The sequence below is a fragment of the Rhizobium sp. PAMB 3182 genome (assembly GCF_052908355.1).
The window spans coordinates 171,053-197,683 of record NZ_CM128607.1 but is presented as its reverse complement, the minus strand read 5'-3'; the positions used below and the strand labels follow the sequence as shown (position 1 = coordinate 197,683).

Below are 26,631 nucleotides of genomic sequence, written 5' to 3'. Positions count from 1 at the left end.
TTTTTCAGGCGATCGATACCGCGACATTGACCGCGGCGGCGATGAGAATGGTGTTGAAGAAGAACGAAATGACCGCGTGGAGAAGGTTCATGCCGCGCATGCGCGACGTGGTGATACCGACATCCGATGTCTGCGCGGTCATGCCGATGACAAATGAGAAATAGAGGAAGTCGAGTCCGTTCGGCTCGTTGTTGCCCGGGAAATCCAGCCCGCCAGCAATGCCGCGATCGCCGCCTTTGCCTGTCGGGTGAGGCTGCCAGTAGCGGTGGGCATAGTGCATGGCGGTCATGGTATGGATCGTCATCCAGCCGAGAATGACGGAGGCGAGGGCAAGAACGAGTGTCCCGGTGGATCCCTTGTCGATCGTCAGTGTAAACAGCGACACGACACAGACCACTACCGCCACTAGGGCGATGAAGACGATGAGCCAGGTGGGTTCGTCCGAATTGGCCGCGTGCTTTTTCAACTGCGCCGCGGTCAGTTGAGGAATCTTTGCCGCCATGCTGGCGAGATAGGCCACGAAGAAGGCGATCGTGATCAACTGAACAGCTATGGCTGGCGTGACGAGGATGGATGGAATGGCGGCGACAGCGCTAGCGGCGACGCCGATGATGAATGGTCCATGGCGTGTGTGAACGAAACTCGAGAGTGCGTTCGCCATGGGTCAGCCCTGATCTTCGTTTGAAGCGGCGCTGACCGCTCGACGGCAGAGCTGGTCGAGGACCTGCAGGAAGTTGGAACGGTCGCGCTGCGAGAATGCGGCGTTGTAGCCCTTGCTTTCGCCCGTCTCCCGCAGATGCTGGGAGAGGTCGCGCATGGCGCTCGCCATGCCGATATTGGTGCTGTCGAAGATCCGGCCCGTCGGTCCGGTCACCATCGCGCCGGCCTCGACGCAACGCACTGCAAGCGGAACGTCGGCGGTGATCACGATGTCGCCGGCGCCGGCGCGCTCGGCGATCCAGTTGTCGGCCGCATCGAAGGCGGCCGAGACGATGACGATCCTCACCATGGGGTCACGCGAGGGCCGTAGGCCGGAATTGGCGACCAGTGTCACCGGCAGGTGATGGCGCTCGGCAACCTTGAGGATTTCCGGTTTGACGGGACAGGCATCGGCGTCGACATAAATCATTGCGAGGCGGCCATTCTGTCAGGCGACAGCGACGGCAGCGGGCCGCAGCATGTCGATATGCGGGATATTGTCTTCCAGATATTCTTCCGAGACCGGCGCAAAGCCAAGTGAGGCGTAGAATTTGGCCAGATGGCTCTGGGCGGAAAGCGCGATGGCTCTGCCCGCAGCCCGTTCTTCGCATATGGCGATCGCTTCGCGCATCACCGATTCGCCGAGACGCCGGCCGCGATGGTCGGGCGAGACGACGACCCGTCCGATACGCGCCGAAGCGTCTTCCGTTGACGGAATGAACAGGCGGGCGGCGGCCAGCAGTTCTTGGCCGTCGAGCAACCGCAAGTGCAGCGCATCGGCGTCCTTGCCGTCGAGTTCGGGGTAGGGGCAAGCCTGCTCGACGACGAAGACGTCGACCCGCAATTTCAAGAGGGCATAGAGATCGAGTGCGGAAAATGCCTCCATCTTCCGCACGTCGACCTGATAGCTGCCCTTTGCAGGCATTAGTAGAGCACGACCGAGCGGATCGATTCGCCCGAATGCATCAGCTCGAAGCCCTTGTTGATGTCCTCAAGCGGCATGGTGTGGGTGATCATCGGGTCGATCTGGATCTTGCCTTCCATGTACCAGTCAACGATCTTCGGTACGTCCGTGCGGCCGCGCGCGCCTCCGAAGGCCGTGCCCATCCAACTGCGGCCGGTGACGAGCTGGAACGGCCGGGTCGAGATTTCCTGGCCGGCGCCGGCGACGCCGATCACGACGGACTTGCCCCAGCCGCGATGCGAGCATTCGAGCGCCTGGCGCATGACCTTGGTGTTGCCGGTGCAGTCGAAGGTGTAATCCGCGCCGCCGATCTGGTCGGCCCCGCGCTTCGTCATATTGACGATATAGGGCACGATGTCTTCGCCGATCTCGCTCGGATTGACGAAGTGCGTCATGCCGAACTTCTCGCCCCATTCCTTCTTGCCGTTGTTCAGGTCGACGCCGATGATCATGTCGGCGCCGGCAAGCTTAAGGCCCTGGATGACGTTGAGGCCGATGCCGCCGAGGCCGAAGACGACGGCAGTCGCGCCGATCTCCACCTTGGCGGTGTTGATGACGGCGCCGATGCCCGTCGTCACGCCGCAGCCGATGTAGCAGATCTTGTCGAAGGGCGCGTCGGGATTGACCTTGGCGACCGCGATTTCCGGCAGAACCGTGTAATTGGCGAAGGTCGAGCAGCCCATGTAGTGGTGGATCTTGTCCTTGCCGATCGAGAAGCGCGAGGTGCCGTCGGGCATCAGGCCCTGGCCCTGGGTGGCGCGGATCGCGGTGCAGAGATTGGTCTTGCGCGAGAGGCAGGACGGGCAGGAACGGCATTCCGGCGTATAGAGCGGGATGACGTGGTCGCCCTTCTTCACCGAGGTGACGCCCGGGCCGACATCGACGACGATGCCGGCGCCTTCATGGCCGAGAATGGCCGGGAAGAGACCTTCCGGATCGGCGCCGGACAGCGTGAAATCGTCCGTATGGCAGATGCCGGTTGCCTTGACCTCGACCAGCACCTCGCCGGCCTTCGGGCCTTCGAGCTGAACGGTCATGATCTCGAGAGGCTTGCCGGCCTGGGTGGCGACGGCGGCGCGAACGTCCATGGATGTTTCTCCCTTGTAGATGCGTTGATTGACGCGGACTTTGCCACGGGGAGCGCGGCAATCTCAAGGGCAAAGACGACGCCGAAGGGCCTTTTCGCGCCGCGGCCGGTCGAATGGCATGCGGGGCTCCGTCTAGCCGAAAAGGCGGTCGCAGGCGTAGATCACGGCATAGCCGTGGATGAAAAGCGCCGCATACAGGCCGAACCCCGCCATCAGCCGCTCCGCGGGCAGCATCTCGCCGAGCGCGAAGCGCGGCTTGACGTTCGAGGCGCCCAGCAGGCTGACCAGCGTGAAGACCGCCATGGCGGCGAGCAGCGCATTTTGCGGCAGGTCGATTCGGTAGCCGATCCACAGGACGACGCAGGCGATTCCGAAGCTTGCGGTTACCAGCATGCGCTTGGAATCGAAAAGCTGCCGGATGATCTGGCCGCCGTCGAAACGCGACATCGGCAGCAGGTTGAGCAGGTTGAATGCGCCGAGGATGAGCAGGAACATCAGCGCCGGATGATCGAGGGATTGCGGCAAAAAGCCGGCCTCCACCGCCTGATGAAAGAGGACAGGGACGGGAAACAGCAGGGCCGACATGCCGGCGCCGAGCAACGCGCATGTCGCGACCTCGAAGCGGGTGTCGTATGGCCTGCCGCCGATCGCCACGCCGCCAAGCAGGGGAATGAAGATCATGCGCGCCGATGTGTGGCCGAAGGCACGATAGGCCGCCATGTGTCCGAGTTCGTGGATGACGATCACCACGGTCAGCATCGTCGAGAGCATCAGCCCCGCCGGGTTGAGGCCGAAGAACGGCCACAGGATCAGCGTTGACAGCACGGCCATGCCGACCTGCGTCAGCGGATGCTCGAACAGACCGGAGGTGGAGCTGCGGCCCGATTTGAGCCATTGCCCCAGGGCGCGGACTTCGCGGCGCATCGCAAAATAGCGGAAGATCATGAATGCCAGGCCACGATAGTGATCCGTATGCTCGATCGTCACGTCAGAGCCGCTGCCCGTCGACGTTACCGCCGTCCGCTCGACATAGGCATGCCAGAAGGAGGCGTCGAGGGCGCTGTCCTCGACGATCCTGGCCTCATAGGCAAACTCCGCGCCGGGCACCTTCTCGACGGCGAGCCGGCGCACGATCGGGCGGCCCTTGCGGTCGAGGTGCGACAGGCTGCGCTCCACGATGCCGGGTTCTCCGGGCAGGGGATGGCTGGAAAGCACCGACGGGTGCCAGTCGGCCGTCTTGCCGAGCGGATACAACGCTTCCCAGATCCGCGACGGTTCTGTCTCGAAATGCCGTCGAACCCGGATCGTGCGCAGCCCGATCGGCGCCGCCATTAGCAGCCAGAGAATCCCGAGATTGAGGACCAGAAGGGAAACCGCGGCTATCGCATAGTTCATGTTCGACCTCTTCCCATGGTTTTCCCAGCCGGGATCAGCCTGCCACGCGCGATTTAACAAAGCCCCGCCATCATGCGCGCAATTTTAGACGTCGCGTCACTGATGCCGCCGGACGAGCGCCGGCCTCAGCCTTCCCGCATTCTCGTGGCAAGCCGCAGGGCAGGGTAGCGGACGGGCTGGGGGGCCCGGCGCAGGCTTATCGCCTGCAGCAACTGCTCCCAATCGCCGACATTGTCGCGGTTCGCAACGACGTCTCCGATCCGCAGGAGCGCACCGATTTGTTCTCTCGCAAGACGCAGGTGCTCTCCGGCGAAATCGTTGCGCAGCACACGGATGACATAGGCCATGTCGGCACTGTCGAGCCCCGCGGTTTCTGACCTCGCCGGCGAACGAAGCGGACCGATGTTGTCCCGCAGCGCATGGCGGAGCTGGTCGAGCGCCAGTCGCGACAGGCTCGGCGGCACTTCGACCGAGAGATCCATGATATGCAGCAGGGCGTCGAGTTCGAGCCTGGAGTTGACGATCCCGTCGGTGGCGAGCGTCGCTTCAATCCAGTCCGCATTGACCTCATCCAGCGACCCCTGCGGATAGCAATAGTGGAGGACGAACTGGGCAAGCGATTCGACGAAATAGTGCTCCCATTCCGGACACTTCACCGGGCAACAGCCGTTCAGCACCAGAAGGGTTGTGACGTCCTGATGGCAGAGGACGCCATTTGGAAAGATGTATTTGCGCAATATGGCCACGTCGGCGGCCGACAGCTCGTTCTTTCCGGCAATTGCACTTGCCGGAAATGCGAGGCGAAATCCATTCATGGTTTTCTCCGGTTTCATCATGAAACTGAGGAAAGCCTAGTGGGCATTCGTTGAGATAATGAAAAATCCGATGGTTAATGAAGGCTTGCTGCGTTTTTTGACGCCTTGCTGGCGCGCACCTGTTCTCGCCAGATGATGAACAGGCCGGATCCCACGATGATGGCAATCCCCAGCCACTTGCTGGCGCTCGGAAATTCCCCGAACAGGAAATAGCCGAGCAGGCTTGCGGCAATGATCTCGAAATATTGCAGCGGGGCGAGCAGCGACATCGGCGCCAGCCGGAATGCGCGCACGACGAGGATGTGGCCATAGCCGGAGATTGCCCCGAGCAGGAGAAGCAGGAGCAGGCCGGACAGCGATTTCGGCAGCGATGGCGCGAAATCCGGCAAGCCGGCGGCGCCCGCCGTTCCAAGTGCCAGGCTCATGATCGCCATGCCGCCGATCGCGGCCATGGTCTGCATCGTCACCGGCGCATCCTTCACGCCAGCAGCGCGGTTGAGAAACATGTAGAACGCAAAGAGTGCCGCGCAGCCGAGAGGTAGGAGCGAGATCAGACCGAATTGCTCGAAACTCGGCTGGATGACGATGAGCGCGCCGATGAAGCCGATGCCGATCGCCGTCCAGCGTCGCCATCCGACCTGTTCCTTGAGGAAGATGGCGGAGAGACCGGTGAGGATGAAGGGTTCGACGAAATAGATCGCGAACACGTCCGCGAACGGCATGTATTTGACGGCGGTAAAGAAGCAGAGCGTCGCGCCGCCATGCAGCACGCCACGAAAGATGTTCAGCCACGGGCGCTCGGAGCGGAGCGTCGGCCGCGTGCCGGGAATCATGAACAAGGGGATGATCGCCACCAGCTGGAACAGGAAGCGATAGAAGGTCACCTGCGCCGGCGCCATGCCTTCGCTGATCGCCATATGTCTGGCGATGGCGTCCATGACGGGCAGGATGAACATGGCTGCGCCCATCAGGATGACGCCCTGAAGCGGGCTTTCCTTGGACTGCGTGGCGGTGTGTGACATGTGAGATTCGACCGGGTGATATGGCCGGCAATCTCAATCATCAAGCAGTGCGCGAATCAATAGCGGAACCCGTCGCCACGCCCCAAAGAGCCTCCGGGGGTGGCTCTTTTCGGTCCAAGGCCTTATGAAGAGCCATCCCGACAACTGAAGGGGGCGGAATATTGCTGACAAGCGCCGCCCGCTTGGGACGTAGATTGTTCCGGCCGCGTGGCTCGACGCCGCGCCAGTTTTGCCGGAGCGCCTCGTAACCGCGCGTACTTTCGTCTCGCTCAAGGGGCGGCAGGCGCCAGACAAGGAGAGAACAGGGTGGAAGCAGCAATAGAATCCGGCGCGATGGGCCGAGACAGCGACGACACGCTTGGTGGCCGGCTGTCTACGGCGAGGGATGCGACAGGCATGGACATCAAGGCGGTCGCCAACCAGCTCGGTGTCAAGCTCGCGACACTGCAGGCTTGGGAAAGCGACCGGGCCGAACCGCGCCCGTCAAGGCTCGTCAATCTTGCCGGCATTCTCGGCGTGTCGCCGGTGTGGTTGATGACGGGGCAGGGTGCAGGTCCGGAAACGGACGCCGGCGCGTCGATCGGACTGATGCGTGCGCAACTGTCACGCCTGACCGACATGTACGGTGAAATGGGTCGGCTGATCGATGGCCTGTCCGCCAATATCGCCCGGCTGGAGACGGCCAGGCAGGACGCCTGAGGCTGTCGCGTCTTCCGTCTCGCAACTCATTTGCAGACAACAAAAAACCCGGCTTGAAGCCGGGTTTTTTTGGTGCGGTCGAGAAGACTCGAACTTCCACGGGTTGCCCCACAGCGACCTCAACGCTGCGCGTCTACCAATTCCGCCACGACCGCATCGTGGTAGGCCGATTTGCTGTCGGCGCGGTGCATGTAGCAAAAGCATGGGGGGTGCACAAGAGCAGTGTGACAGATTTTTTTCCCACGCTCCGGGCTGGGGATTTTTCCCGGTGATGCCTATTTATGGCGAACTTGCTGGACGGTGCCAATTCTGCCAGAAAGCGCCAACAATCTGGTTCAAAACGGTTTGAAATGATGCAGCGGACGGAAATCAGGACATCGATGTTGCCTGTGGATGGCACGCCGCCGGTTCGCTGGCGAATTGCCCGTAGTCCCGTCGATTACGACGAGGCGCTTGCAACAATGGAACGCGAGGTGGCGGCGATCGCCGCCGGCGAGTCGCCCGAACTCGTCTGGCTGCTGGAGCATCCGCCACTCTATACCGCCGGCACCAGCGCCGACGAGAAGGACCTCGTGATGCCCGGCCGGTTCCCGGTTTATGCCACCGGACGCGGCGGGGAATACACTTATCACGGCCCAGGCCAGCGCGTCGGCTATGTCATGCTCGACCTGAAGAAGCGCAAGCAGGACGTCCGCGCCTTCGTCGCCGCGCTGGAGGACGTCGTCATCGGTGCTCTCGATCTGATGAACATTCGTGGCGAGCGACGCGAGGACAGGGTCGGCGTCTGGGTACGCCGTCCGGAAAAGCCGTTGCTGCCGAACGGTGCGGTGGCCGAGGACAAGGTGGCGGCACTCGGCATCCGCCTGCGCCGCTGGGTCAGCTTTCACGGTTTCTCGTTGAACGTCGATCCGGACCTTGATCACTTCACCGGCATCGTGCCCTGCGGCATCAGCGAATTCGGTGTCACCAGCCTTGTCGATCTCGGCCTGCCGGTCGCCATGCACGACGTCGACATCCTGCTGCGCGAGTCCTTCGAAACCGTTTTCGGACCGACGGTCACCGACGAGGTTTGATCAGTCCTTCACCGGCCCTGTCCTTCGACCATTTCTTGACGAGCCGGTCGCGCTTGAGCTTGGACAGACGTCTCAGCCAGAAGATGCCGTCCAGCTGATCGACCTCGTGCTGGATGCAGGTCGCGAGGAAGCCGTCGGCATCCTCCTCTTTAACGTCCCCGGCCAGCGTCTGGTAGCGCACGCGAATCGTCTTCGGGCGCGTGACCGGCGCGATGGCGCCCGGCATGGAGACGCTGCCTTCGTCGTGGGTCGACTGTTCGGCCGATGCGTCGATGATCTCGGGATTGACCAGGACCATAGCCGATGCGTTGCGTTCGAGTTCGATCACCGTCAGCCGCTGCAGGACGCCAATATGCGGCGCCGTGATTCCGACGCCCGGCGCTGCCCGCATCGTGTCGAGTAGATCGTCCGCAAGTTGCTTGAGCTTATCGTCAAATTCAGTGACGGTTTCGGCCTTGCGTTCGAGCAACGGGTCGGGGAAGGCAAGGATCTGTCTGACGGCCATGACGGCTCCTGCAGGTCGGAATTGGGATCGTTCTAGAGCCAGACTTTGCCGGGTCAAGGCAATTTGCAAGGGAACCATCAACAAAGGTGGACGTTCCCATTCTAATGGGTTAGCAAAGTTAAAGGGGGCTTGGCGCGGACGCTGCGCAGTCTTTTTATCGTCTTGTTGACATTGGGTTTTCAGCCACCATTGCCTTGAGGGAAACCGGGCGAGGCGGCTGCGTAGGAATTGCGGAGACAGCCGGCATATGACAGATACCGACGAAGACATCCGCGAGCGCCCTGCCGATATCGAGCAGGAAGACATCTATGACGAGGACGGCTCGATTCGCTCCGACTTCCTCGCCATGGTCGGCGCCGCCATTGCCGACCGCGATCTTTTGTACCTTCGCCAGCATGTCGTGTCACTTCACGAATCCGAACTTGGCGATCTTCTCGAATCCCTGATGTCCGAACAGCGTCTGGCGCTGGTCCATCTGCTCGGCGACGAGTTCGACATGACCGCGCTGACGGAGGTCGACGAAGCCATCCGCCTCGAGATCGTCGAGCAGCTGCCGAACGACAAGGTGGCGGCCGCCATCACCGAACTCGATTCGGACGACGCCGTCTTCATTCTCGAAGACCTCGACGACGAGGATCGGGAGGAGATTCTCTCCAAGCTGCCGTTCACAGAACGGGTCCGCCTGCGCCGCGCGCTCGATTATCCGGAGAGCTCGGCCGGCCGCCGGATGCAGACGGAGTTCGTCGCCGTGCCGCCGTTCTGGACCGTCGGCCAGACCATCGACTACATGCGCGAGGACGAAGACCTTCCGGAAAGCTTTACCCAGATCTTCGTCGTCGATCCGACCTTCAAGCTGCTCGGCGCCGTCGATCTCGACCGTATTCTGCGTGCCAAGCGGCAGACCAAGGTCGACGACATCATGCGCGACACCAACCATCCGATTCCGGCCGAGATGGACCAGGAAGAGGCCGCGCAACTCTTCGAACAGTACGACTTGCTCTCGGCTGCCGTCACCGACGAGAACGGTCGTCTGGTCGGCGTCCTGACCATCGACGACGTCGTCGACATGATCCACGAGGAAGCCGAAGAAGACATCAAGCGCATGGGCGGCGTCGGCGACGAAGAGCTGTCGGACAATGTCGCCTCCACGGTGCGCTCCCGCTTCCTCTGGCTGCTGATCAATCTGGGCACGGCGATGCTGTCGGCCTCCGTCATCGGCCTGTTCGACGCCTCGATCGAGAAGATGATCGCGCTGGCCGTGCTGATGCCGATCGTCGCTTCCATGGGCGGCAATGCCGGCACGCAGACGATGACCGTCACGGTTCGGGCGCTTGCGACCCGGGATCTCGATATCTACAATGCCGGCCGCATCATCCGAAGAGAGGCCGGGGTCGGTCTGGCAAACGGCATTCTCTTCGCCATCCTCATCGGTTTGGCCGCCGGCTTCTGGTTCGGCAATCCGCAGTTGGGCGGGGTGATCGCCGCGGCGATGATCATCAACATGATGGCCGCCGCCATGGCCGGGATCCTGCTGCCGCTGCTTCTGGACAAGCTCGGCGCCGATCCCGCCATCGCATCGTCGGTGTTCGTCACCACGGTCACCGACGTCACCGGTTTCTTCGCCTTCCTCGGACTGGCGAGCTGGTGGTTCGGGTTTGGCATATAGCGTCACCGCCGCAAAAATTGACTATTACGTAAAAGTCAATAAAATGTCCGTCTGACTTGAAGGGCGGACTAAAGTGGAAAAGTACTACAGCATAACCGAGCTTACGCGCGAATTCGGGGTTTCGACGCGTACCTTGCGTTTCTATGAAGACGAAGGTCTCATTCACCCCGAGCGACGCGGCAGGACCCGCCTGTTCCGGGCGGCGGATCGTCGTCTCATTCAGGAAATCCTGCGCGGCCGACGCATCGGCTTCACCATCGCCGAAATCCGGCAGATCATCCAGGTCTACAAGGAACCGCCGGGCGAGGCGGGTCAGCTTCGACTGCTGATGGAGCGTGTCGACGAGAAGCGCGATGACCTGCGCCAGAAGCGCAAGGACATCGAGGAGACGCTTGCCGAACTCGACGCCGTCGAGGAAGCGTGCCTGACGCGCTTGGCAGAAATCGGCGTGGGCACCTGAGCCCATCCGTCGGCTCCACGACGGGCCGGGGGCTTTCCCAAAAAGGGTTCAGATCCAACGGCGGGTTCGCTGGCAGTACCGCTCGAATTCGATTCCGAACCGGGCGAGCAGATGCTTTTCCTCGGCCTTGACCGCCACCAGGTTGGTCGCGACCGCGGCGGCGAAGCCGAAGACAGCGAACCACGCATTGTCCGTCGCGAGAGCCAGCGCGGCCAGCACGAGCGTGTAACCCAGGTAGATCGGGTTGCGGCTGATGCGGAACGGACCGCATGTCACCAGATGGCGGGCGCTGGCAATCGGTAGCACGGGCGTGCGATGGCTGAGCAGGACGCCGATCGCCCAGATGACGAGAGCAACACCCACAAGCGCCAGGACAAGGCCGGCCGACATGGCCAGCATGTGCCCGTGCTCGAGGCTGGAAACCGGCAGGAACGCGCCACAGCCGGCGGCCGTAAGGCCTGCGGCCAGATAGTAGACCGGAGCCCACGGAAAGCGGAGCGGCTTGATACGATATGCGTTCATGATGCTGAAGGTGAACCCTTATTCTTGCACCAGGCTGCATTCGTTGGCGATTGTGGCAATCCTTTGGTCCTTGGCGTCGATTTTGCCGGTCGTGAACTCTGTGAACAGGTTTTGTTCGAGCATGCGGTTCACCGTGCAGCCACAGAAGGTTTGGCAGAACTTCGCGTCGTTGTTGGCGCTGCAGGACGCCTGGCAGGATTTCACATAGCCGACGACCGGATCTGCGGCCGCCGGCGGAACGACCAACGACAGGACATAGGCGACGCCGATCAGCACCGGCTGATGCAGCAGGTAGAAGCTGAGGCTGTGGCGGCCGGCGAACGCCAGCACGTTTCGCGGCCCGGCCGGCCGGCTGAGAGGTTCCGGGACGCCGAAGGCAACGATGAGCTTGCCGATGCCGATTCCCGCGAGGAACGGCCCGAGCCAGGGGAACAGCGGCACATAGTCGTTGGAATGCGGGACCACGGTCTGCAAGCCGGTCCACCAGAAATACCAGGCATCGAGTGCCGGCGTCTTCAGATAATAGGGCGCGGCGAGCGAGGCCGCCGCCAGAAGGAAAAGCACGACCGACGGCACCCTCAGGAACAGAAGCCCGATCAGGCTCATGGCGGCGATCGAATGCAGGATGCCGAAGAAGATCCACGCGTCAGGAAAGATGAAATATGTGGCGATCGAGATGACGGCGGCGGCCGCCACGATCATCGCGAAGCGCCGCCAGAAGCCCGGCCAGCGGATGCCGTTGCGGTGGGCGAGCACCAGCCCGATCCCGGCCAGCAGGATGAAGGTGCCAGCGATCAGCCGTGCATAATCCTTGAACAGCCCATGCGCGACCGTCCCCGGTTCCAGATAGCCGAAGAATTCGAGATCCCAGGAGAAGTGATAGCTCGCCATTGCCAGGAGCGCGATGCCGCGCAGCATGTCGAGGCTGCCGAAGCGCCCCCTGGTGGGAGTGGTCGTGGGAGCGCCGTCCAGGGCAGTCGCCATGGTGCTTTTCTTTCCGTTCAGATCAGCTGGTTCCGCTCCTCATCGGAGCGCGGCCTATCAAGGGGGAGAGCATGGCCTTTTGATGGCGGGATCTCCTCGATCAGGATCGCCCGCGCATGCGAGAAATATTGCCGGCGGGTGAGGATCGCCATCACGAACAGCGTCGTCGCGATGAAGACGTATGGGTGGATGAACCAGCCGAGATAGCCGATCGACAGGAAGATGGCGCGAAGTCCGGCGTTGAAGTGCCGGCCTGCAAGGATGTTGATCCGGGCCACCTTGTCGGCCGCGAGTGCGGCCGCCTCCGGATCGGCTTCCGCCTCCTTCGACATCGGCAGGCCGCCGAACAGGATGGTGCAGTAGTTGAAGAGCCGGTAGGCCCAGCCGAACTTGAAGAAGGCATAGCCGAAAATGACCGCCAGCCCACCGGCCTTCAGTTCGAAGATCGGCCGGCCGCCATGGAAGAAATAGGGCAGGTCGCGGAAGATCGCGTCGGCCTGGTCCGTGGCGCCGAGCAGGGCGAAGCAGCCGCCCATGGCGAAGATCGAGGTCGAGGCGAAAAACGCCGTGCCGTTCTGCAGGCCCGCCATGATCTGCGTGTCGATCATCTTCAGGTCGCGCTTGAGTGAATGCAGGATCCAGCGGCGGCGATGATCGGCGACCGCCTGGCTGAGGCTCTTGCGCTTGATCAGCCGCGTTCCGCTGGTGGCCAGGGAGAAGAACACCCAAAGGCCCAGAAAGAGCAGCAGGGAAAAATAGTCGGCTGGCGTCATGTCCCTTGTCTAGCTGATTCTCTGCCGTCGGTCGCGCGGCCGGATGAGGCCCGCTTATGGTTAAGCGGCGTTAGGAGGTTGGCACAAATTGTGACCAGTGAAAAATGCTCTTGTGCCGAATCGGGACGCTTCAAATCTGATTGAACTCAATGAGTTATGCGACAGTTGCATGACAGGCTTGCGCAAATCGCCTTGGATTCGCCATTTTTTGCGATTGCGAAGCTTAACGGAATTTAATAAATGATCGCCATAGCAGACGGGCAACAGCGCCTGTCGCGGAAGATGCGGAACAATCTGGAGTCATTATGGAAGACACCATTCGGAAGTCTTGCTGGGGCGTCACTATTCGCGCAGTGATGGGCTTTGTCGGAATTCTCGCGATAGCTTATCTCTTCGGCAGCATCTGAGCCGATCCCGAGACAAGAAAGTTTTAAAGACAGCGTGGCCGACCCAAGCCACGCTGTTTTTGCATCCAGCCCTGGGTCCCCGGTCATTTCATGTCGTAGCTGTGCCATGGAATGGCGTGCGATTGCTGTCGCTTTCAGCTGATGTTCGCGTAAGCTCGCGTCAGATAGTCCCAAACCCGGCAGGCCACGCATGTTTCTTTCCGTATTCGACGTCTTCAAGATCGGGATCGGTCCGTCCAGTTCGCACACGATGGGGCCGATGTCGGCGGCCAACCGCTTTCTGGACCTGATCCTGTCGGATGAATGGCCGCGACCCGCCGGCGCGCATGTCTCGGCCATTCGGGTGAGCCTGCATGGTTCGCTCGCCTATACCGGCGTTGGCCATGCCACCGACCGCGCCGTGATCCTCGGCCTTGTCGGCGAGCGCCCCGATACGGTCGATCCGGAAAAGATGGACGAACTGGTCGAGGCGGTGCAAAGGAGCGGCCACATCTCGCCGCCCGGGCATCCGAGCTACCAGTTCCAGCCCGATACCGATCTCGTCTTCGATCGCAAGCAGCCGCTTGCCGGCCACGCCAACGGCATGACCATCAGCGGTCTCGACCAGGATGGCCGACTGATCCTGAAGCGCATCTATTATTCGATCGGCGGCGGCTTTGTCGTGACCGACACGGAGCTCGACGCCATGCGCCGGCAGAAGACGCCGAAGAGCGACGTGAAAATTCCCTATCCCTTCGCCAGCGCCAAGCAGATGCTCGACATGGCCCACGCCTCCGGCCTGACGATCGCCCAGATGAAGCGTGCGAACGAGGAGGCGGTGATGAGCGCAGAGGAGCTCGACGCCGGCCTCGACCGTATATGGGGCGCCATGCGTAGCTGCATCGAACGCGGCCTGCAGAAGGAGGGGATCATGCCCGGCGGGCTCAAGGTCCGCCGCCGTGCGAAGGGCATCCACGACAAGCTCGTCAGCGATTGGCGCTCGAATCGCCTGAACCCGCTTCTCGCCAATGACTGGCTCAGCGTCTACGCCATGGCGGTCAACGAGGAGAATGCCGCCGGCGGTCGCGTGGTGACCTCGCCGACGAATGGGGCAGCCGGCGTCGTGCCGGCGACGATCCGCTACTACGAGCATTTTCACGAAGACGCCGATGCTCAAGGCATCCGCGACTTCCTGCTGACGGCGGCGGCGATCGGCGGCATCATAAAGCACAATGCGTCTATCTCCGGCGCCGAGGTCGGCTGTCAGGGCGAGGTGGGCTCCGCCTCCGCGATGGCGGCCGCCGGGCTTGCGGCGGTCATGGGCGGCTCGCCGGAGCAGATCGAGAATGCCGCCGAGATCGCACTGGAGCATCACCTCGGCATGACCTGTGATCCCGTCGCCGGCCTCGTGCAGGTCCCGTGCATCGAGCGCAACGCCCTTGGTGCGGTCAAGGCGGTCACTGCCGCGTCTCTCGCCGTCAAGGGCGACGGTCAGCACTTCGTGCCGCTGGACGCCTGCATCGAGACCATGCGCCAGACCGGCAACGATATGAGCGAGAAGTACAAGGAGACCTCCACCGGCGGTCTTGCGGTCAATGTTGTGGAATGCTGAGGGCATCATCGGTCGCTGCGACATGTCCGCGCTTGACCTTTACCGCGCTTGAGCGTTTCAAGGGGACATGAGCCTCCATATGATCAAACTCTGCGTCGGCGCCGACAGCGTCGATGACCTGAAGGAATGGGTCGCGGACCGGGCCATGACGGCGATTGCCGCCGGCCTGGAGCCGCATAGCGTTCACACGACCCGGATGGTGCCGAAGAAGGCCGACGAGATACTCGACGGCGGTTCGCTCTATTGGGTGATCAAGGGGCAGGTGCTGGCCCGGCAGATGATCATCGGGATCGAAACCTTCACCGATGTCGATGGAATTGGACGATGCCGTCTGATGCTGGGACCGGAGGTAATCGAAACCGCGCCGCAGCCGCGGCGGGCCTTTCAGGGCTGGAGATATCTGCGCCCCGAGGATGCGCCGCCGGACCTGAAAGGGATTGGCGGCGCCGATGCCGACATGCCGGCAGATCTCGCACGTGAACTCTCGGAACTCGGTCTGCTCTGAAGGCCGGGCGAGGGAAGCGACGGGCTTGGCGCCCGCCGGCTTAAGTCAACGAAGTTTCAGGTAGACCGGGCAGCGGCCGCTGTAATTCGCCAGATGCAGATGCATGTGGGCGGGCGGCTGGGAACTGCGCCAGGCGCGCGCGCCGTGGCTCAGAAGGGCCGACACAAGCTCCTTGGTCTTGTCCCGACGGGTAAAGCCGAGATCGGCAATCCGCATCGCCGCTTCGTGAAGGGGGTGAAGCCCGGGGCGTTTCGCCTTCCGCTCGTCCGTCTGGATGATGTCGTCACCCGCGCTGTTTTCGTTCAGAGCCATAACAAACCTCGCTACTCAATACTTGACCGAGGAGGCATCCGCTAAGCGAATGCCGCACACATTCCGGAACGGGGCCAAGGGCCGATACAAGACCCGGACAGGCCCCATTCCAATTCTTCTCGCGGTGACCATGCGGGCCGCGACGGACGCCTTGCGGCGTGCGATTGCTACTGCTGGGATGCCCAGCATCCGATGCCCGCCCGCTTCAGGCTGCGGCATGCATTGACTGCGCTCGTCTGGCCGGAAAAGCCGCCGAAACGTGCGCGATAGACCTTTTGCCCGCTGTTCTCGAAGGCAACGGTGAATGGGGTGGCGGAACGCAATACCTTGCCGCCTTTGGCCTGCGCTTTGTGCAGGAGACCGAGGGCGAGGTCCCGGTCGGGCGACGTGCCGACCTGAATGACCCAGCCAGAGGGTGTCGTCGTGGATGCAGTCTGGAGATGGTCGACCGCGTTGGGCTTGGTGTCTTCGTGTGCCGGAACCGGGGCAGGTGCGGGAACGACGTCCGCGACTTCCTCTTCGTCCGTGGTTTCCTCGACGAGGCCGCTGCTGATCGCGGAGACGGCGCGGTCTTGCGGGATCGGCGGAGCATAGGCGTTCGAGGCGACTTCGACGTCGTAGCGCTGCTGCGGAACCGGAACAGCGTCGTCAAGACGATCCAGCTTGCGCATGGCAACGGCATTCGTGCCGGCGCGCGGGATGATATAGCTGACACGCGAAGTGCTCTTGGCCTTCGGCAGGTAGGCCTCGACCAGCTGGCGCATCTTGGCGTCGCGGGATGCACCGGAGGTGCCGCCGAGGACGACGCCGACGATCGAACGGTTGCCGACTTCGGCGGACGTGGCGAGATTGAAGCCAGAGGCGCGGGTGTAGCCGGTCTTGATGCCGTCGACACCACGCACCTTGCCGAGCAGGCGATTGTGGTTGCCGATGGTCTGGTTGCCGTATTTGAACGACCGGGTCGAGAAGAAGTCGTAATACTGCGGGAAGTGCTGGCGCAGCGCGATGCCGAGGATCGCCTGGTCACGCGCCGTCGTGTACTGCTGCGTGTCCGGAAGTCCGTTGGCATTACGGTAGACGGTGCGCGTCATGCCGAGCGAACGGGCCTTGTTGGTCATCATCCGGGCAAAACCGGTCTCCGAGCCGCCAAGATATTCGCCAAGGGCGGTCGCCATGTCGTTGGCCGAGCGCGTGACCAGCGACTGGATCGCCTGGCGCACGGTGATGGTGCGGCCGGCCGGCACACCGAGCTTGGAGGGCGGTTCCGAGGCAGCATGAGACGACACCGGAATCGAGGAGTCGAGCGACATGCGACCTGCTTCCAGCGCCTCGAAGGTCAGGTAGAGCGTCATCATCTTGGTGAGCGAGGCGGGATACCGGCGTCCGTCCGGATCGCTGCTGTAGAGCACCTGTCCCGTCTTCGCATCGATGACGATGCCCGCATATTGCGCAGCCGCAGCAGAGGTATGCGAAGCGGCTAAAAGGGTGGTCAACGAGAAAAGCGCAATAGCCAAATTGCGAAGGGAGGAGCGGGAGAAAAAGGTACGGAAACTTGAAAAGCGGACGCTCTGCACGGATACACTCTTGTCGTTTTGGGTTTGATTGCCGTCTCGTTTTGGAGCGGTGAAAACTGTTAAGGATGCTATCCCCGTCCCGTTACCAATCCGTTTATAATGAACAATAGGTTTCCTTTTTTTTGAGCTTTTGAGGGAAGGGAGGTTGGTCGGGCCTGGCCTTACTTCCGCGCCAGCAGGGCCGTCACATGGCTCCGCACGGCAGCATCAAGCGCCTGCCAGTCCTGAAGGCGGGCGCTGGAAAAGCGGTAGAGAATGCTGAGATCCTGGCCGATCGCGATATCGCGCTGGCAGTCGCCGCTGGTTGCGGCAGCCGGGTCGTTCGGCAGGATACAGCGCACGGCATAGTCCGCCTGGTTGGCCATGGCAAAGGTCAGCATCACTTCGTTGCCGTAGCCGCTTGCCTGCTTGAAATGGTGCAGTGTCAGGCCGTTCGGGCCGGCCTGCGGTTCTCCCTCGAAGAGCTGCCGGTAGATCGGCTCAAGCCGGCCGGACATGTCCCGCGACATGGTTGCTTGCGAAATCTGCAGGAAAATCAGATTGTTGGACTTCTCTATATTGGTGAAGGTCTGTGCCGAGGCGGTGGTGTAACCCTTCATGGCCGGCCAGCTCAGATAGAGGTCGACGCTGTCGGCGGCGCCGGAAACGCGCTGGCGCGCAAAGCGTATTTCGTTCTCCGGAATGGCCAGCCGGTCGCGCCCGATCGCGATGGAGACCGTCTCTTGACTGTCCGTGTGCCCAACGGCGCTCAGCTCGCGGCCAAGCCAGTGACCCGCCAGGCTGATGAGCGCGGTAAATGCCGCCACGACGGCAATCGTCCCGGTCACGCGATAGAGAAAGCGGTTGGACAGCAGCGGCAGTTGCCGTTCGTCTTCGGCTGACGGGATGGACATCTAGGCTTCCGTTTGTTGCATCCGGCCAACGGAATGGATGGACGGACATCTTTATCAGGTCGGTACGGAGGACTGCGGCACGCCACTTGCAGCACTGAACCTGAACAGTCCTGTTTTATGGTTAAAATTCGATGAACTTTGCAGGCTTCGCCATGGCCGCCGCCCTCGGCTTCATCTTGTCGATCGCTCTGATGGATATAACCCGCCATCATCTCGCGGCCCGTTGGCCTGTCCAGCGGCAGGAGGGATTCCGCATCGAGCGAAGGTTGCTGCCTTGGATGCTGGCGCTTGTAGCCGGCCCCGCGATCCTGTGGGAGCAAACGAGGCGCTTTCAGGGAAAGGGATGGGAGTATGGCATCGAGCTCGCTGTGCTCTATGCGCTGACGGCTCTCTGGTCGCTCTGCTATGGCACGCTCGTCCTGTCGGGCTTCACCGCGGTGGCCGACGTCGTGCTCTCCCGACCGAGATGGCTCTGGCTTAAAAGAGTGAGCCGACCCCGGGGAAGCGGGATCGGCTCTGGGCTCCGGTCGGGGACGGGGTGCGGGGGGTGACCGGGCCTTTTCCTGGCAATGTCGGATCGGTTGCTTCGACCAATCCGACGTCACCGTTAATTCTTGACCGAGCCCACCAGCGTTGCGCGGCCGTCCTGCAGGCGCACCCAGCGGCCCGGATTGTCGGAGGCCTGACGCTTGATGAACGTGTATTCGGTGTCGGACCAGAGCAGGACCTTGTTGCGCATGTTGTCGAGAATGAAGTCGCCGCGGTCCGTCCGGACGGTCAGCACGGCATGGCCTTCACCATTCGGCTGCAGCACGACGGTGATCAGCAGGTCGTCTTCCGATATGCCCGCCTGCATCAGCATCTTCCGCTTCAACAGGACGAAATCCTCGCAGTCGCCAACCGTGGTCGGGTAGGCCCAGCGTTCCTCGACACCGTAGATTTCCTCGTCCGTCATCGGCTGGATCTGCGTGTTGACGGTGTAATTGACCTGCAGGATTTCCTTCCAGGTGCTTTCGGTCAGCAGCATGGGTCCAGGATCGCGGCCGTGCGGCTTGCACTCGTTGCCATGACTCTTGCAGAATTCGTAATGGCCGATCGGCGGATTGGTGGCGCCGGTGGTCAGCATGTTGGCTGGCATCGCCTGGGCGATTCCGGCTGTCGCAAGTGTCAGAATGAACGACAGGACACTCAACTTCCCTTGTGTGGCTTTCGTCATTTTTATTCTCCCCGTTTACGGAGAAAACAGTGCCACACAGATTTTTATCGCTCGCAAAATTCCGCAGTAAAATTAAGAGCTTAATAGAGTCAAATGCGCTGAAAACTCGACTAAAATGCCGTTCAAATTTGCCCTGTATTTAAGGTGAATTCTCATCGAATTTGCATCAAATTTTACCGGTGTCGGCAGTCCGTCTGGAAGGCCCCGGCATGTCATTGAATTGATGTGAAAATTCACGCCACGTTGCGATTCTCGCCGGCATGGACTGACGCCGGGGCCAACGACATCGAGCCGGTAGGAGCACGCTGTGCCACTTCGTGACACCTGGCTTGAAGTCGAAAATGTCGTGCCGGAGCGCGAGAATCCGTCGCGGAAAACAATTCGGTCCGTACAAACGTCCTTAATGAAGGCTTTCCAGTTCAGGGATATCGCTGTTCGTGCGCCAAAGAGTGAAGGGCGCGGCCGAGGTCGGGCCTGGCATGAGGCTGTGCGACGACGATGTTATTCAATGCATCGGCACGAATGTCGCCTGACGTGAACGCGCGCGTGCTTGCGCTGGCAGGGCACTGAATGGCGGCGAAGGTGGATCAGAGGAAGGCGCGGAGGGACTCGTGCGTCTGCTTTGCCGTGAACTCGACGGCGACGCCTTCCTTGAAGTGGCGGACGATACGGCCGCGGATATTGCCGATCTGCACGGCGGTGTCGATCGGCGGACGGAACTCGATGTCGACGGCGGCGCCGGACAGCGAAAGGTCCATGATGTTGCATTCGAAACGGCGACCGTCTTCTTCCAGCAGCAGCTCCGTGCGCGAGTGGCGCGGCGTCAGTCGGTCATGGCGGCGGTCTTCGGGAAGACCGAGTTCATGCTTGTTGGCGATCCAGGTCAGCTGCGCCGCCAGCTTCTCACGCTTGCGGCCCGTGGCGCTGATCGACAGCACGAAGCCATCCTTGATGAACTCGAGCACGCGGCCTTCGATACGGCCGATGTGATCCAGATAGGCGATGACGCGCTCATTCAGTCGGGGCAGGCCGCCGCAGAGAATGCAAAGATCGCCGGGAGACATTTCAGTGACGGCGCAGTCGTATTCCTCATAGTTGGAAAGCATCAGCCGGCCGCGAATATTGACCGTAACGCGCTGAAAACTGCGGCTCTGTTCGGTGCCGCCAGTTCTGACCGCTTGTGCAGGCTGAAAGGAATACATCTGTCATCGATCTTCTGACGTTTCTACAAGTGGAAAATACTGCCGATTCCATTAACAGAAGGTTTGTCGCCGACATCAAATTTATCCAATGAGCAACGCCCTCGGCGCAATGCTGCGGTTTACCGAGCCCAAACTGGCGCAACTCTTGAAACCCTCTGGTTCAATCCTGCCCGAACAACGGTCCTGTCTGGATGCGACGCACGCCTGTATGCTCGAGGCGGGCCAGGCCGGGCAGGGTTGGCGCGGTGTCGGCTTCGACGGGCTGGAGGTCGACGATCTCCGCGATCCGGTCGAGCGTCAGGAAGTCCAGCACGCTTGCATGCATGGCCTTTCGCGGGCCGATCACGGACATGGAGCCGAGCGCCCGGTCGCATCCGTCGCCGACGGTGCGCAAGGGGAGCAGCGTGATCTCCAGCGTCAGATCAGTCTCTTTCGTGTATGAATAGCCGCCTGCCGTCAAAAGGACGGGTGTCGCCGAGCGGATGACGGTGGACGCGACCTCTCCGGGATTCCTGACATTGTCGCCGTTCCACAGGGCGGAGAAAGGGCGGCCGTGAAGCTCGTGCCCGAACATCTCACAGATTCGCGTGCCCGCCAGACGAAAGAGCGGCGTTCCGCCGGCAACGTCTTCGAGAATAAACAGGTCCGGCAGAACGGATGCGATCTGCGAGGGGACAATCTGCTTGCGGCTCGGTGCGGCGTCCTGTCCGCGCAGCCTGTTCCAATATTGATAGATCTCAATGCTAACCTTGTTATCCATAGGGGGCCTTGTCCCGTTTCGGGTCAAACTCGGGCAAAAATCGCCCGCTGGATTCAGGTGGAGCGAAAACCGTGCCAAGCGCCGGAATTAAGGTTAATTTTTGCTTTCGATTGCGCCGGCCGTCGCCCTGTGGGACAAAAGTCTATCAACGCATTTCGGGAGGCAATGCTTCCCGTCATGGAAGACCTGGTCTTCACAGCACACTAGATTATGTCGGGCACGGGAAATTTGGGGGCTCGCAACCGTCCAGCCGCATGGCTGGACGGTTTTTCTTTGACCGGTGCGCGCCCGGACCTATATGCAGGTCATCATTGCAGGGTGTCGGTACAGGAATTCAGATGGAAGAAACGTTGCGCAAGCAGCCACATGCCGAGCCCGGGCCCGAAGGTCCCGACGACCGCGCGCCGATATTCAATCTGCCGACCGTGATCCTGATCTTCATTTTCGGCCTGGCGGCGATCTATCTGATCCAGACCTATCTGCTCTCCGCTGAATTGAACGATCGTGTCTATATCAATTTCGGTTTCATTCCGGCGCGTTGCGCCTATGCGCTCGGCATGACGGACCTTGCCTGGCTGTGGACGCCGGTGACCTATTCTCTGCTGCATGGCGGCATCAGTCATCTGGTCTTCAACAGCCTGTGGCTGGCGGCCTTCGGCTCTCCGGTCGCCTTGAGGATCGGCCCCGCGCGCTTTGTTGTCTTCTGGGTCCTGAGCGCCGCCGCGTCCGCATTATTCTTCATGGGACTGCATTGGGGCGAGCCTAGCCTGCTGATCGGCGCTTCCGGTTCCGTGTCGGCGCTGATGGGTGCTGCCTGCCGATTCGTGTTTGCCGAGGGCAGGGGTCTGCGCAGCGCCGATGTGCACCTCAATCCGCGGATGACAATGATGGAGGCCCTGCGCAACCGGACGGCCTTCATCTTCATCGTCGCCTGGCTCGCGGGCAATCTGTTGTTCGCCTTCGGCATTCCCTTTGCCGGGATGGAGGGGCAGAGCATTGCCTGGGAAGCCCATATCGGCGGCTTCCTGTTCGGTTTCATTCTCCTCGACCTCTTCGATCCGCGCCGGCCGGCCCGGCTTTCCGCGGAATTATAGTCACGCGGGATATTGCTATCCCTTCAACCGGCTGGCACCATTCACCCATCCGCATTCTGCGGCATTCGGTCACGGGTGGTGCCCGGGCGGCGATGTCATGCATCCGCCGCTCTGGCAAGAAGGAGGAAAGCATGTCTGTATCAGTGAAAGCCATTCTGAATGAAAAGGGCCGCAACGTCATAACCATTGCGTCGACGGCGAGCCTCTTGGATGCAGCCAAAATTCTCCATGAGAACAAGATCGGCGGCACGGTGATCCTCGGACCCGGCGAAACCATCGCCGGCATCTTCACCGAGCGCGACCTTGCACGGGCGGTCGCCAAGGATGGCCCGGAAAGCCTCGGCAATCCGGTGTCGGCCTACATGACATCCAATGTCTATGCCTGTCGCGAAGACACCACCGTCGACCAGTTGATGGAGGTGATGACCAGCCGCAGGTTCCGTCACGCGCCGGTCGAGCACGATGGCAAGCTTGCCGGCATCATATCCATCGGTGACGTGGTGAAGAACCATATCCGGGCGATCGAAATGGAAGCCCAGGAAATCAAGGCCTATATCGCCGGCTGACGCCAAGCGTCCCGGCGCTTTTCGGTGAATGATATCAGAGGCGGGTGTGGATCATGCCCGCCGCAAAGACTTCCTGCAGCCGGTGCAGGTCGGCGATCCTCGCCTTCGTCTCTTCGTAGCCGCGCTGGATGGCTTCGGCGGCGCGATGGAATTCGGACAGTCCGATATCGCTCAGGCGGGGCTGGAGCGCGAGGTCCGGCGGATCGCCGGCAAGCCTTGCACGTGAAATGCGATCCTGAATGATGTTGAACGCCTGCACCATGACCCGGGTGAGCCCGAGACGGCCGCCGGTGTCGTGATGCGATGGCAGTTCTTCCGGCTCCTGCGTGCTGGCATTGTGCTTGACGACCGCCGAGCGCCCGTAGATGTCGTAATGCAGGTTGACGGCGACGACGAGCGGCTGCTCGTAGGCGCGGCAGACGGTGACCGGCACCGGATTGACCAGCGCACCGTCGACCAGCGTGCGGCCGTTGCAATGGATCGGCTCGAAAATGCCGGGCAGGGCGTAGGACGCACGGATCGCGGTAATCAGCGAGCCGGCGGTGATCCACACTTCGTGACCGGTGTTGAGTTCCGAGGCGACGGCAACGAAGGGCCGGTCCATGTCCTCGATCATGATGCCGTGCAGGTGTTCCTGCATGCGTTTGGTCAGCCGCATGCCGGCGAACAGGCCGCCGCCGCCGATCGTCAGATCGAGCAGGCTGGCGATCCGGCGCATGGTCAGCGACCGGGCGAAGTCTTCCAGCTCATCAAGCTTTCCGGCGAGGTAGCATCCGCCCACCAGCGCGCCGATGGAGGTGCCGGCGATCATGCCGACCTGAATGCCGGCCTCGTCGAGGGCTCGCAACACGCCGATATGGGCCCAGCCGCGAGCAGCGCCGCCGCCAAGCGCGAGTGCGATCTTCGATTTTCTGGGTTCGGGTGTCGCAATATGGGGCGTCTTCATGGCGCTTTCCGGAGGCAGGGCCTGCCCGAGAGCGGCGTCGGAGGAATGACGGTGTCTGAAATTCCAGTCCAGCATGTCCGACCCTTCCTTCCTGCTGAACTCTCCCAAGAAGCCCATTAAATGCAGTTATAGGTTACCAAACCATTTAGGGCCACGGGAGCTGAGCACAATTGCGGCAAATGACCGCTCGGTGTGCAGCCTCTCGGGCCGGAAGCCTGTGGATGCGGTCAGGCGTCGTAAACGTCCTTGGGATCAAACCGCGGCTTCTCTTCGCTGAAGACCAAATGTGCGCCGCCTTCGCTTTGTTCCACCGACCGATAGAAACAGGTTCTGCGGCCGGTGTGGCATGTCGCATCATGGCCGGATACGGACACTTTCAGCCAGATCGCGTCCTGGTCGCAATCGGTGAGGATTTCACGCACCTGCTGCAGATTGCCGGATGTCTCGCCCTTTTTCCAGAGGCTGTTGCGCGAGCGGCTGTAATAATGTGCCACGCCCGTCTCAATGGTCAGCGCCAGGGATTCGGCATTCATGTGGGCGACCATCAGCAGCATTCCATCCGCAGCGTCGGTGACGACGGCGGTGATCAGTCCGTTGGCGTCGAACCGCGGCGTGAAGTCCGTCACGATTTCCCAATCCGCCTTGTCCTTCGACGGCGGAGCAAATGTCATAGGCATGTTTGCGTAATCCCCGGTCGTGGCCTAGCGGCCGCGCAGCATGGTCATGAAACGGACCTGCTCATGGGCTTCGTCCTTGAATGCACCCAGGAAGGTCGTGGTGATGGTCGTCGAGCCCTGCTTGCGGATGCCGCGCATCGCCATGCACATGTGCTCGGCCTCGATCATCACGGCAACGCCGCGCGGTCCGAGAGACTGGTCGATCGCCGTGGCGATCTGCGCCGTCATCGTTTCCTGCGTCTGCAGGCGGCGGGCGAAAATGTCGACCACGCGGGCAATCTTCGACAGGCCAAGCACACGGCCGGCAGGCAGATAGGCGACATGCGCCTTGCCGATGATCGGCACCATGTGGTGTTCGCAGTGCGAGAAGAACGGGATATCCTTGATGAGGACGATGTCGTCATAGCCACCGACCTCCTCGAAGGTCCGGCCGAGAACATCCTCGATATCCTCGTTGTATCCGCCGAACAGCTCCCCATAGGCTTTGACGACACGGCTCGGCGTATCGAGCAGGCCTTCGCGGGTCGGGTCCTCGCCGGCCCAGCGCAGAAGCGTGCGCACGGCCTCTTCGGCTTCCTCGCGGGAAGGACGCGTCATGCTGGAATCACGCAGCGAGAATTCTTTGACAATGGCGTCCATCTAGCGGTCTCCTGATCCCAGTCCGTTTTCCGGTGGATCCTGACGTCTACAATTGTCGGACAACACGCCATCAACCATATATCGAACTGGCCGAGCCAGATATGGACTTTCTGAGGCGGGCCCGGGGCGTTCCGGCCTCCAGCGCCACATTGCGCCATCGCCTTCCTGCACGGTTTCCCAGATCAAGGCCCATCGTGGAAGGCAGTGGTCCACATGAGCCGTAACCCTTATATATGAGCCTTCGGGTTAAGGAAAAGGGCCTGAAAACGACACAGACTGTTTTTCTTTCCCGAACGGACCCACTATATATATCGCAAGTACGTCATTCGCGGCCGACCGGATCATCATGGACGACATCTACAACAGCAAAATTCTCGAATTCGCCGGCAACATTCCTGCCATCGGCCGCTTGGAAGATGCAGACGCGTCGGCCGAGGCATTTTCCAAACTCTGCGGCTCCAAGGTGAAGGTCTATATCAAGATGCATGGCGACGAGGTGAGCGAGTTTTCGCACGAGGTTAAGGCCTGTGCCCTCGGTCAGGCTTCGTCGTCGATCATGGCCCGTCACGTCATTGGCGCGACAGTGCACGAGATCGAGACGGCACGCGACGACATGCGCGCCATGCTGACCGCCGGCGGCGAAGGGCCATCCGGACGGTTCGAGGACATGCGCTTCCTTTTGCCCGTCAGGGACTACAAGGCCCGGCATGCCTCGACGATGCTGACCTTCGACGCCGTTGTCGACGCCATCCAACAGATCAGGGCGAAGGCGCCGGCCGACGCCGAAGGCTGAGCGCATGTGCGACGGGCACTCCGGCCGGCATGACGGTGGACGCCAAAGATCGCGCAACTGGCAGGGGCCATTTGCCAAGACGCCGGGGCGCCTGCTCGGCATGGGCCTGATCCGGCTCTATCAGCTGACGCTTTCCGGTTTCATCGGCCAATCCTGCCGCCATCTGCCGACCTGCTCCGAATATGGATATGAGGCGGTCGCCCGCCACGGCCTTTGGGCCGGCGGTTTCATGGCCCTGTTCCGCTTCATGCGCTGCGGTCCGGGTGGAACCCATGGTTTTGATCCGGTACCCGACACACTGCCCGAGGCCACCAGATGGTGGGCGCCCTGGCGCTACTGGCATATTTCCAAACCGGTCCACGATTGACGGAGCCCACATGTCGTCTCAACCATCTTTTGATCCCGTCGAGAACCTCAAGCGCTTCCACGCCGCGATCAACGCCCTCGATTTCGACGTGATCGACGCCTGCTTCGCCGACGACGTCGTCTACCTCTCCGGCGGCACCGGCAATGTCGAGGGCAAGGTCAATGTGATGACGGCGTTCCGGCGCTATTTCAATGCCTATCCGGATCAGGTGGCGGAGAATGATGCCGTCTACCGGCTTTCTGACAGGAGCGCGAAATCGGTCTGGCGTCTGAGGGCAACGCATTCCGTCACCGGCGCGCCGCTGGTGCGACGTGGCGAGGAAACCATCCACTTCGACGAAAATGGCGAGATCATCCGGGTCGAGGTCACCGATCTCGGCGTGGACTGAAAAGCCGGTGGGCTTGCCCTGACTACCCTATAAACG

At 61.6% G+C, this 26,631-nt stretch carries 32 protein-coding genes and 1 tRNA gene; 11 read left to right on the top strand and 22 right to left on the bottom strand.

The window, feature by feature from the left end; genetic code table 11:
* Positions 1 to 4: 4 nt before the first annotated feature.
* The 7 genes from ACU5AZ_RS01070 to ACU5AZ_RS01040 all read right to left on the bottom strand — a co-directional run bounded on the left by ACU5AZ_RS01070 (position 5) and on the right by ACU5AZ_RS01040 (position 5,983).
* Positions 5 to 661: a DUF1345 domain-containing protein gene (locus tag ACU5AZ_RS01070; RefSeq protein WP_446824236.1), complete on the bottom strand. Its 657-nt coding sequence runs from the start codon at positions 659 to 661 to the stop codon at positions 5 to 7.
* 3 nt (positions 662 to 664) lie between these two features.
* Positions 665 to 1,129, bottom strand: a complete 465-nt coding sequence (locus ACU5AZ_RS01065; RefSeq protein WP_446824235.1) for a YaiI/YqxD family protein — start codon at positions 1,127 to 1,129, stop codon at positions 665 to 667.
* A gap of 18 nt (positions 1,130 to 1,147) precedes the next feature.
* Complete coding sequence (locus tag ACU5AZ_RS01060) at positions 1,148 to 1,624, bottom strand: GNAT family N-acetyltransferase (RefSeq protein WP_446824234.1); 477 nt, start codon at positions 1,622 to 1,624, stop codon at positions 1,148 to 1,150.
* Complete coding sequence (locus ACU5AZ_RS01055) at positions 1,624 to 2,751, bottom strand: S-(hydroxymethyl)glutathione dehydrogenase/class III alcohol dehydrogenase (RefSeq protein WP_446824233.1); 1,128 nt, start codon at positions 2,749 to 2,751, stop codon at positions 1,624 to 1,626. Before ACU5AZ_RS01055 ends, ACU5AZ_RS01060 begins: the two co-directional genes overlap by 1 nt.
* 132 nt (positions 2,752 to 2,883) lie before the next feature.
* Complete coding sequence (locus ACU5AZ_RS01050; protein ID WP_446824232.1) at positions 2,884 to 4,146, bottom strand: hypothetical protein; 1,263 nt, start codon at positions 4,144 to 4,146, stop codon at positions 2,884 to 2,886.
* 125 nt (positions 4,147 to 4,271) lie between these two features.
* Positions 4,272 to 4,961, bottom strand: a complete 690-nt coding sequence (locus tag ACU5AZ_RS01045) for a hypothetical protein (protein WP_446824231.1) — start codon at positions 4,959 to 4,961, stop codon at positions 4,272 to 4,274.
* 74 nt (positions 4,962 to 5,035) lie between these two features.
* Positions 5,036 to 5,983, bottom strand: a complete 948-nt coding sequence (locus tag ACU5AZ_RS01040) for a DMT family transporter (RefSeq protein WP_446824230.1) — start codon at positions 5,981 to 5,983, stop codon at positions 5,036 to 5,038.
* Positions 5,984 to 6,289: 306 nt separating this feature from the next.
* On the opposite strand from ACU5AZ_RS01040, the gene ACU5AZ_RS01035 reads away from it, so the two are divergent.
* Positions 6,290 to 6,682 carry a helix-turn-helix domain-containing protein gene (locus ACU5AZ_RS01035; protein ID WP_446824229.1) on the top strand — a complete coding sequence of 131 codons (393 nt, stop codon included), beginning with the start codon at positions 6,290 to 6,292 and terminating at the stop codon, positions 6,680 to 6,682.
* Between the two features lie 70 nt (positions 6,683 to 6,752).
* Here the strand turns inward: ACU5AZ_RS01035 and ACU5AZ_RS01030 are convergent.
* Positions 6,753 to 6,837 (bottom strand) — tRNA-Leu (locus tag ACU5AZ_RS01030).
* 195 nt (positions 6,838 to 7,032) lie between these two features.
* Between ACU5AZ_RS01030 and lipB the strand changes: the two genes are divergently transcribed.
* Positions 7,033 to 7,755, top strand: a complete 723-nt coding sequence (lipB, locus tag ACU5AZ_RS01025; protein WP_446824228.1) for a lipoyl(octanoyl) transferase LipB — start codon at positions 7,033 to 7,035, stop codon at positions 7,753 to 7,755.
* Here lipB and ACU5AZ_RS01020 read toward each other — a convergent pair.
* Positions 7,739 to 8,260 (bottom strand): peptide deformylase, encoded by a 522-nt coding sequence (locus ACU5AZ_RS01020; RefSeq protein WP_446824227.1) that lies wholly within the window; start codon positions 8,258 to 8,260, stop codon positions 7,739 to 7,741. The two genes, lipB and ACU5AZ_RS01020, sit on opposite strands and share 17 nt — an antisense overlap.
* A 247-nt stretch (positions 8,261 to 8,507) precedes the next feature.
* Between ACU5AZ_RS01020 and mgtE the strand changes: the two genes are divergently transcribed.
* Together mgtE and ACU5AZ_RS01010 are read left to right on the top strand one after the other, a co-directional pair.
* Positions 8,508 to 9,926 (top strand): magnesium transporter, encoded by a 1,419-nt coding sequence (mgtE, locus tag ACU5AZ_RS01015; RefSeq protein WP_446824226.1) that lies wholly within the window; start codon positions 8,508 to 8,510, stop codon positions 9,924 to 9,926.
* A gap of 73 nt (positions 9,927 to 9,999) precedes the next feature.
* Positions 10,000 to 10,386 carry a MerR family transcriptional regulator gene (locus tag ACU5AZ_RS01010; protein ID WP_446824225.1) on the top strand — a complete coding sequence of 129 codons (387 nt, stop codon included), beginning with the start codon at positions 10,000 to 10,002 and terminating at the stop codon, positions 10,384 to 10,386.
* Positions 10,387 to 10,434: 48 nt separating this feature from the next.
* On the opposite strand, the gene ACU5AZ_RS01005 is transcribed toward ACU5AZ_RS01010, so the two are convergent.
* From ACU5AZ_RS01005 to ACU5AZ_RS00990, 4 genes are all read right to left on the bottom strand, one after another.
* Positions 10,435 to 10,908: a methyltransferase family protein gene (locus ACU5AZ_RS01005; protein WP_446824224.1), complete on the bottom strand. Its 474-nt coding sequence runs from the start codon at positions 10,906 to 10,908 to the stop codon at positions 10,435 to 10,437.
* Between the two features lie 18 nt (positions 10,909 to 10,926).
* Positions 10,927 to 11,892: a DUF1624 domain-containing protein gene (locus ACU5AZ_RS01000; protein ID WP_446824223.1), complete on the bottom strand. Its 966-nt coding sequence runs from the start codon at positions 11,890 to 11,892 to the stop codon at positions 10,927 to 10,929.
* Between the two features lie 17 nt (positions 11,893 to 11,909).
* Positions 11,910 to 12,665: a DUF599 domain-containing protein gene (locus ACU5AZ_RS00995; RefSeq protein WP_446824222.1), complete on the bottom strand. Its 756-nt coding sequence runs from the start codon at positions 12,663 to 12,665 to the stop codon at positions 11,910 to 11,912.
* A 233-nt stretch (positions 12,666 to 12,898) separates the two neighbouring features.
* On the bottom strand, positions 12,899 to 13,264 hold the full coding sequence (locus tag ACU5AZ_RS00990) for a hypothetical protein (protein ID WP_446824221.1): 366 nt from the start codon (positions 13,262 to 13,264) through the stop codon (positions 12,899 to 12,901).
* Here ACU5AZ_RS00990 and ACU5AZ_RS00985 point away from each other — a divergent pair.
* Complete coding sequence (locus ACU5AZ_RS00985; RefSeq protein ID WP_446824220.1) at positions 13,263 to 14,663, top strand: L-serine ammonia-lyase; 1,401 nt, start codon at positions 13,263 to 13,265, stop codon at positions 14,661 to 14,663. The genes ACU5AZ_RS00990 and ACU5AZ_RS00985 overlap by 2 nt on opposite strands.
* Positions 14,664 to 14,730: 67 nt before the next feature.
* Positions 14,731 to 15,168: a DUF1489 family protein gene (locus ACU5AZ_RS00980; RefSeq protein WP_446824219.1), complete on the top strand. Its 438-nt coding sequence runs from the start codon at positions 14,731 to 14,733 to the stop codon at positions 15,166 to 15,168.
* Between the two features lie 45 nt (positions 15,169 to 15,213).
* Here the strand turns inward: ACU5AZ_RS00980 and ACU5AZ_RS00975 are convergent, their stop codons facing one another.
* The 6 genes from ACU5AZ_RS00975 to ACU5AZ_RS00950 all read right to left on the bottom strand — a co-directional run bounded on the left by ACU5AZ_RS00975 (position 15,214) and on the right by ACU5AZ_RS00950 (position 21,125).
* Positions 15,214 to 15,480, bottom strand: coding sequence for a hypothetical protein (locus ACU5AZ_RS00975; protein ID WP_446824218.1), 267 nt, complete (start codon positions 15,478 to 15,480; stop codon positions 15,214 to 15,216).
* Between the two features lie 167 nt (positions 15,481 to 15,647).
* Positions 15,648 to 16,973 carry a D-alanyl-D-alanine carboxypeptidase gene (locus ACU5AZ_RS00970; RefSeq protein WP_446824217.1) on the bottom strand — a complete coding sequence of 442 codons (1,326 nt, stop codon included), beginning with the start codon at positions 16,971 to 16,973 and terminating at the stop codon, positions 15,648 to 15,650.
* A 242-nt stretch (positions 16,974 to 17,215) separates the two neighbouring features.
* Entirely contained in the window at positions 17,216 to 17,947 is a 732-nt protein-coding gene (locus ACU5AZ_RS00965; RefSeq protein ID WP_446824216.1) for a hypothetical protein, read from the bottom strand.
* 607 nt (positions 17,948 to 18,554) lie between these two features.
* The gene (locus ACU5AZ_RS00960) at positions 18,555 to 19,163 is read right to left on the bottom strand and encodes a transglutaminase-like cysteine peptidase (protein WP_446824215.1); all 609 of its coding nucleotides are present in this window, start codon (positions 19,161 to 19,163) and stop codon (positions 18,555 to 18,557) included.
* Positions 19,164 to 19,750: 587 nt separating this feature from the next.
* Positions 19,751 to 20,365 (bottom strand): PilZ domain-containing protein, encoded by a 615-nt coding sequence (locus tag ACU5AZ_RS00955; protein WP_446824214.1) that lies wholly within the window; start codon positions 20,363 to 20,365, stop codon positions 19,751 to 19,753.
* A 160-nt stretch (positions 20,366 to 20,525) separates the two neighbouring features.
* Positions 20,526 to 21,125, bottom strand: coding sequence for a PAS domain-containing protein (locus tag ACU5AZ_RS00950; protein ID WP_446824213.1), 600 nt, complete (start codon positions 21,123 to 21,125; stop codon positions 20,526 to 20,528).
* 338 nt (positions 21,126 to 21,463) lie between these two features.
* Between ACU5AZ_RS00950 and ACU5AZ_RS00945 the strand changes: the two genes are divergently transcribed.
* On the top strand, positions 21,464 to 22,219 hold the full coding sequence (locus ACU5AZ_RS00945; protein WP_446824212.1) for a rhomboid family intramembrane serine protease: 756 nt from the start codon (positions 21,464 to 21,466) through the stop codon (positions 22,217 to 22,219).
* Positions 22,220 to 22,350: 131 nt separating this feature from the next.
* Positions 22,351 to 22,785 (top strand): CBS domain-containing protein, encoded by a 435-nt coding sequence (locus ACU5AZ_RS00940; protein ID WP_446824211.1) that lies wholly within the window; start codon positions 22,351 to 22,353, stop codon positions 22,783 to 22,785.
* Positions 22,786 to 22,819: 34 nt separating this feature from the next.
* On the opposite strand, the gene ACU5AZ_RS00935 is transcribed toward ACU5AZ_RS00940, so the two are convergent.
* The 3 genes from ACU5AZ_RS00935 to folE all read right to left on the bottom strand — a co-directional run bounded on the left by ACU5AZ_RS00935 (position 22,820) and on the right by folE (position 25,047).
* Positions 22,820 to 23,806, bottom strand: a complete 987-nt coding sequence (locus tag ACU5AZ_RS00935; RefSeq protein ID WP_446824210.1) for a patatin-like phospholipase family protein — start codon at positions 23,804 to 23,806, stop codon at positions 22,820 to 22,822.
* A gap of 152 nt (positions 23,807 to 23,958) precedes the next feature.
* Positions 23,959 to 24,408, bottom strand: a complete 450-nt coding sequence (gene hisI / locus ACU5AZ_RS00930) for a phosphoribosyl-AMP cyclohydrolase (protein WP_446824209.1) — start codon at positions 24,406 to 24,408, stop codon at positions 23,959 to 23,961.
* Between the two features lie 24 nt (positions 24,409 to 24,432).
* Positions 24,433 to 25,047, bottom strand: a complete 615-nt coding sequence (folE, locus tag ACU5AZ_RS00925) for a GTP cyclohydrolase I FolE (RefSeq protein ID WP_446824208.1) — start codon at positions 25,045 to 25,047, stop codon at positions 24,433 to 24,435.
* A gap of 346 nt (positions 25,048 to 25,393) precedes the next feature.
* Here folE and ACU5AZ_RS00920 point away from each other — a divergent pair, with 346 nt between their 5' ends.
* Genes ACU5AZ_RS00920 through ACU5AZ_RS00910 form a run of 3 tightly spaced genes read left to right on the top strand, consistent with a single transcriptional unit; the run spans position 25,394 to position 26,595 of the window.
* Positions 25,394 to 25,840, top strand: a complete 447-nt coding sequence (locus tag ACU5AZ_RS00920) for an iron-sulfur cluster assembly scaffold protein (RefSeq protein WP_446824207.1) — start codon at positions 25,394 to 25,396, stop codon at positions 25,838 to 25,840.
* A gap of 4 nt (positions 25,841 to 25,844) precedes the next feature.
* Positions 25,845 to 26,207, top strand: coding sequence for a membrane protein insertion efficiency factor YidD (yidD, locus tag ACU5AZ_RS00915; protein ID WP_446824206.1), 363 nt, complete (start codon positions 25,845 to 25,847; stop codon positions 26,205 to 26,207).
* Positions 26,208 to 26,217: 10 nt separating this feature from the next.
* Positions 26,218 to 26,595 carry a nuclear transport factor 2 family protein gene (locus tag ACU5AZ_RS00910; RefSeq protein WP_446824205.1) on the top strand — a complete coding sequence of 126 codons (378 nt, stop codon included), beginning with the start codon at positions 26,218 to 26,220 and terminating at the stop codon, positions 26,593 to 26,595.
* The last annotated feature ends 36 nt before the right edge of the window (positions 26,596 to 26,631 follow it).